The sequence below is a fragment of the Candidatus Nanopelagicales bacterium genome, from assembly GCA_018003655.1.
Lineage (GTDB): Bacteria > Actinomycetota > Actinomycetes > S36-B12 > UBA10799 > JAGNDY01.
Genome location: JAGNDY010000100.1, coordinates 1 through 6,027, shown reverse-complemented (window position 1 = coordinate 6,027; position 6,027 = coordinate 1). Strand labels below are relative to the sequence as shown.

At 62.2% G+C, this 6,027-nt stretch carries 5 protein-coding genes; 4 read left to right on the top strand and 1 reads right to left on the bottom strand.

Annotation, left to right across the window (positions count from 1 at the left end):
* The coding region (locus KAZ48_10280) for a hypothetical protein (GenBank protein ID MBP7973177.1) at positions 1–181 on the bottom strand (181 nt) is incomplete at its 3' end.
* A gap of 59 nt (positions 182–240) precedes the next feature.
* Between KAZ48_10280 and KAZ48_10275 the strand changes: the two genes are divergently transcribed.
* The 4 genes from KAZ48_10275 to KAZ48_10260 form a co-directional block, all read left to right on the top strand.
* The gene (locus tag KAZ48_10275) at positions 241–1,422 is read left to right on the top strand and encodes an exonuclease SbcCD subunit D (protein ID MBP7973176.1); all 1,182 of its coding nucleotides are present in this window, start codon (positions 241–243) and stop codon (positions 1,420–1,422) included.
* Positions 1,422–4,412 (top strand): SMC family ATPase, encoded by a 2,991-nt coding sequence (locus KAZ48_10270; protein MBP7973175.1) that lies wholly within the window; start codon positions 1,422–1,424, stop codon positions 4,410–4,412. Before KAZ48_10275 ends, KAZ48_10270 begins: the two co-directional genes overlap by 1 nt.
* A gap of 36 nt (positions 4,413–4,448) precedes the next feature.
* Positions 4,449–5,303 (top strand): glycoside hydrolase family 25 protein, encoded by an 855-nt coding sequence (locus KAZ48_10265; protein ID MBP7973174.1) that lies wholly within the window; start codon positions 4,449–4,451, stop codon positions 5,301–5,303.
* A 26-nt stretch (positions 5,304–5,329) separates the two neighbouring features.
* Positions 5,330–6,027, top strand: a 698-nt coding sequence (locus KAZ48_10260; protein ID MBP7973173.1) for an FAD-dependent oxidoreductase, incomplete at its 3' end; no start/stop codon positions are given.

Sequence of the window (6,027 nt, the reverse complement as noted above, 5' to 3'; positions counted from 1 at the left end):
CGCCAGCAGCGACGGCGGTGAATCCAGCCGCGACTGCTCCGAGCACAGACGCGGTGGCAACACCCCAACTCGCCACCTTCACTGCCCGCCAGTCGACGTGCTCGTCTAGGCGATCCTCCGCGCGGATGACCGCCTCATTGAGATGGGACTCAAGTGCCTGGGCGAACTGATGGCTGCTCATGGGCCGAGCCTACGGCGCGTGCGGGTCGAACTGTCAGTCCTACGGCCTACCTTTGACGCATGCGGCTCCTTCATACCAGCGACTGGCACCTTGGACGATCCCTGCATGGTGTCGACTTGGTCGACGCGCAACGCGTCTTCATCGATCAAATAGTCGCCTTGGCCGAATCCGAGTCCGTCGATGCGGTCCTGGTCGCCGGAGACGTCTTCGACCGGGCGGTCCCGCCGGTTGAGACGGTCGCGCTCTTCAGCGACGCACTCGCTCGCCTGGTCCAACACTGCGAGGTCGTCGTACTCGCCGGTAACCATGACTCCGCGACCCGCCTCGGATTTGGTGCCCAGATTCACCGCCGGGAGATTCATTTCGCGACCGACATCGCCCGCGTGGGTGAAGCAATCGAGCTGCGCGTCGGCGACGAGTCGGTCCTCATCTACCCCATTCCCTACCTGGACCCAGACGGGGCTCGTTCGATCCTCAGTGCATCACCCGAACCGCTACAGCGCAGCCATGAGGCGGTCATGGCAGCGGCGATGGCTCGAATCAATGCCGACCGGGCCAGCAGAGCGCAGGCACGAGGATCCCAGCCGTCAGTGGTAACCGCCCACGCCTTTGTCGTCGGCGGCCGCGCGTCCGACAGCGAGCGCGACATCACCGTTGGGACCGTTGACTCGGTTCCGGTTGAACTCTTCGACGGCATCGATTACGTCGCTCTCGGACATCTGCACGGCCCCCAGTCGATCGGCGCAGCCGGCAACTCCCCCCGCCGCGTGGTTGAGTACTCCGGTTCTCCATTGCGTTACTCGTTCTCTGAACGGGACCAGGTCAAGAGCGTCACCATCGTGGACATCGAAACCAGCGGTGAAGTGACCACGCAGCGCCTGCCCCTCGCACAGCCACGTGGAATGGCGCGACTCGAAGGAACCCTCGCTGAGGTCTTGTCCAATCCTGTGCTCGCGGAATTGAAAGATCAGTGGCTGCAGGTTTTCGTCACTGACCCTTCCCGTCCCGAGCGGTTACACGAGCACATCCGCGAGGTTCTCCCATTCGCAATCTCCATCGAGCACCGACCGCAGCTCACAAACGTGACCGCCGCGGCCGTTCAGCAGGTGATGACCGCAACGGATCCAACGACTGTTTGTACCGAGTTTTTCGCTCGCGTGACCGGGAGCCCTCCATCGGAGGCAGAGATCGTTGTGCTGTCGAATGCGTACGTAACGGCTAGAGAGTCGAGCCAGGTCTGATGTATCTGCACACCCTCAGAATGTCGGCGGTCGGACCGTTTGCAGGTGATGAAGAGATCGACTTCGCCGAGTTGGCCGCTGCGAATCTCTTCTTGCTGGAGGGGCCCACCGGCGTTGGCAAATCAACCATCATCGACGCGATCGTCTACGCCCTTTACGGCTCGGTCGCGGGCTCCGGCGCGTCCGTCGAGCGGATGCGTTCGGAACTGGCGAGTCCGAATACGCCGACATCGGTGGAACTGACATTCGAGACGCAAGCGGGAACGTTCCGGGTAGTGCGTACCCCGGCCTATAACCGAAGCAAACTGCGAGGTGACGGACTCGTGGCCCAGGCAGCCACCGTGAAGCTCTTCCGACTCGGTTCGCCAGATTCCACGGATGGCCAGCTCATCAGCAATCGGCATGAGGAAGCCAATCAAGAGATCGTTCATGCCATTGGTCTAACCAAGACCCAGTTCACTCAGACCATTGTGCTGCCCCAGGGCGAATTCGCCGAGTTCCTCAAAGCGAAACCAGAAGAACGCAGGGGGGTGCTCCAGCGGATCTTCGGTACCCAACTCTATGAGGACATCAGCAGAGAGTTGGTGGTGCAACGGCAGAGCGCACAGCGCCAACGTGACGATGCTCAACGGGCGATCGAGGACGAACTTCATGTCTTCACCGAAGTTGCAGGCTGCACGGATGAAGAGTCCGATCAACTGACCAGGGCAGTCGGCAACGCGGATATTGAAGGACGGGCCGCACAAGTCCACGAACGCGTCAGCCAAGCACACCAGCAGTTCGCCGATTCGCTTGCGGACGCACAACAGATCCACTCGCAGGCCAGCATCGCCCTGAAAACAGCCGAACGGCAGGAACTCCTGTTCACTCGGCGTGACGAACTGCTGCGCGAACGCACCGAGCTCCTCGACCAGGAGCCAGCTATGGCCGATCTGACCTCGCGGTGCTCGGGATTGCGAGACGCCGGCACGTGCAGCGACGTGTTGGACAAGCTGCAGGACGCACGATCCTTGCTCTCGACCAACCGCGCCGAACTGGAGCAACAGGCCCAGGGGCTTAAGTCAGATCCACTGACGTCGGCAGCGATCGATGAGCCGAACGCAGCGGCACAGGAGTTGCGCAGAGTCGCAGCCCAGTTGGAAGCAGCTGTAACGCTAGAAGGGAAGCTGCCCGACTTTCGGCATCTAATTGAGGAGCTAGCGGGACAAAAGGCTGCCCACAAACAGTCGTTGAAGGTACTTGCAGCCGCGTTGGTGGAGATTCCTCGCGAAGCTGCCCAACTCAATCAACGCCTCACCGAGCAACACACGGCTTCGGCGCGCCTGCCAGATCTGAAGCGTAAAGTCGCCGACCTGCGTGATCGAGTTGACGCCTCCGAGGCGGCAGCGGCAGCGCAAACAGCGCTCGACAAACTCACAGATAGCCTGAGTGCGAGCCGCGCTGCGCTAGCTACCGCAGCGGCGGAGGTCACATCCCTGACAAACCGTTGGATTGACGGAATGGCTGGGCAACTCGCCGGTGAGCTCGAACCGGACGTTCCGTGCGTGGTGTGCGGCAGCAAGGAACATCCCCAACCAGCGGTGCCTTCCTCAACGGCTGTATCGCAGCAAGACGTGGAGGAAGGCACCGCCCTCCACTCGGCAGCAGTTGAGAAACATGCCGACCTTGAAGGCCGTTACAACGAGGCCAAATTGGAACACAAACACTTGACCACAAAGGCGGCTGGCGCCGAACCGTCGGTTGCTCGAGCTCACTACCAAGAAGCTGTCGACGAGCTCACCGCACTCGAGGAGGCAGCAAGCTCGGTAGCAACGACGGAAGCGGAGTTGGGCCGCCTGGCGGAGTCGGAGCGATCTTCCACCAAGCAGCAGGATCAGCTGCTCGTCAGTCTCAGCGCCGTGAGCGAGCGACTCGACGCAGCCAAACAGCAACTGGGCCGCGACGAGGACTTGGTCACGACTAGCCGCGCGCAGTGGCCGTCGGTTTCCGACCGAGTCAGGGATCTGACCAGTTCCGCCAAAGCCGTCGACCAACTCTCATCCACGACTGCCCAGGTTCGCGCTTGCGAGCAGCGGCTCACGGAGCGCGCAAAGGACTTCTCCGAGGCACTGGAGCGAAGTGGGCTCAAGAGCGAACAGGAAGTCGAGGCACTACTTCCGGCCGTTGCTGAACTGCCCGAGTTGGAGGAACGAATAGACGAGTACGGCGTTCGCGTCGCGACCAACGCGCGACGGTTGGCCGAGCCCGATCTGGCCGCACTCGATGACACCGAGCGCCCGCAAACTTCGCGACTGGGCGAGGATCTGACACGGGCTGACGCTGTCGTCAAGCAAGCGACGGAGGCGGCAGCAAATGCACGCAAGCGACTAACGGACACGGAGGTCCATCGCAGCGAGCTCCTCGCCAGACATCGGTTGCTGACCGAGACGCTCGAATCGACTGGACCGATCCTTCGCGTGGCTGATGTGGCGAATGCGAATTCCAGCGACAACCTCCAACGGATCACCTTGGCTGCATTCGTCCTCATCGATCGATTTCAGCGGGTAGTCAATGCGGCCAACGCCCACCTGAAGCACATTTCCGATGGCCAGTATCAGCTTGAGCGTTCCGAGCAACCCGAATCCAACGGGCGCAAGTCCGGCCTGGGCCTCAACATGCGCGACGAGCACACAGGTCACCTGCGCTCCCCGCGAGACCTGTCCGGTGGCGAGACCTTCTACACGTCCCTGGCGCTGGCGCTGGGGCTCGCGGACATCGTGACGAGCGAGACCGGCGGCGTAGAACTGGGCACACTCTTCATCGACGAGGGATTCGGCACCCTCGACCCGGAACGACTCGAGGCGGTCCTGTCTGAGATCGCCAAGCAGCAGAACAGCGGTCGCGTTGTCGGTGTCGTCAGCCACGTGGAGGATCTCAAGATCCGCATTCAACACCGAGTCGCAGTTCGCCGAACTGCGAGCGGCGCGAGCACGCTGGAGGTCGTCGGTTAATAGGAATCAGGGCGTGCATGTGTATAGCCTCCAAAGATGAAGCGACCACAACTCACGCCGGCGCGCACATCTCGATCGCTCGCAATCGGATCGATGGCTCTCGGGCTAACCGCAGCGGGCCTCGTCGCTACGACACCGGCGCAAGCGCGGCCCGATGCCACGAGCTGGAGTAACCAAGGGATTCGATCAGGGATCAAAGGGGTCGACGTTTCCCGGTGGCAGCATGGGAATACTCACGAACTCAACTTCTCCAAGCTCCGCACCGCAGGGGTTCAGTTCGCGATCATCCAAGCGTCAAATGGCTATCCACGTTCTGATGCGATCGCGGCGCAATGGTGGGCCATTGACCGCCCAGCGGCCAAGCGAGCAGGAGTCGTTGTGGGCTCATATCACTTCGCTTACCCCACGTCCAAGGTGCCCAACATCGTGGCTGATGCACGTGGGGAGGCTCGCCTGGCCGCTCGCCGCACAAGCGGTTTCGGCCGGGGCCACCTGGCAACGGCCCTGGATCTGGAGTCGGCTCCGAACAACTTGACCAAGTCGCAACTGACGCGCTGGGCAACTGCGTGGCTCAACACCTACAAGCGCAAGTCGGGTCGCACGCCCTACCTCTACTCGTACACGTACTTCATCGAAACGCGCCTCAACCCCAGCTCGAGCCTGACCCGGTACCCCCTCTGGTTGGCCGACTACGGTCGTGGTCAGTCCAAGCCGGAATCAGTACGTGGGTGGCCCCGTCGCAAGACCAAACTCTGGCAGTTCACCAGCAGTGGCAAGCTACCTGGATCAGGGTCACGGACGATCGACCTTGACGTTTACCTCGGGTCAACGAAGAGCTTCCGAAAACGCGCACAACTCACCAAACGCGGCGCCCGTCGGTACGGGCTCTAGCCGAACCGACAGGTGGAGGACACAACATGACCACGACGGCAGATGTCATCGTCTTGGGCCTCGGCCCCGGCGGTGAACAGGTAGCGAACGACCTCCTGTCCGGTGGCCTCAGCGTCATCGGGATCGAAGCGGAACTCGTCGGCGGCGAATGCCCCTACTGGGGCTGCATCCCCTCAAAGATGGCGATTCGTGCAGCCACGACGCTGGCTGAAGGCCGGCGAGTGAACGAGTTGGCCGGAACTGCCACGATCACCCCAGATTGGAGCCCGGTTGCACAGCGGATCCGCGCCGAGGCAACCGACGATTGGAACGACCAGGTCGCGGTCGACCGATTCGTCGACGCCGGCGGCACTTTTGTTCGCGGCCGTGGCACGATCACCGGTACGCGAAGCGTCCGCGTCGGCGATCGAGACTTTGCTGCGACCCGCGCCTTGGTCATTGCCACCGGAACCTCAGCGGCGATCCCACCCGTGGACGGCCTGGCTGATCTCGACTACTGGACCAATCGCGACGCCTTGAAGACGGAAGCAGTGCCAGACTCCCTCGTCGTTTTGGGTGGGGGTGCTATCGGCTGCGAACTTGCGCAGGTGTTCCGACGATTCGGCGCTGAGGTGACGATCGTGGAATTCGCGCCCAGGCTGATCGCTGCCGAGGAGCCTGAGGCTGGCGAGATCCTGGCTCAGGCTCTCGTCGATGAGGGCATCACCGTTCGCCTGGGAGTGTC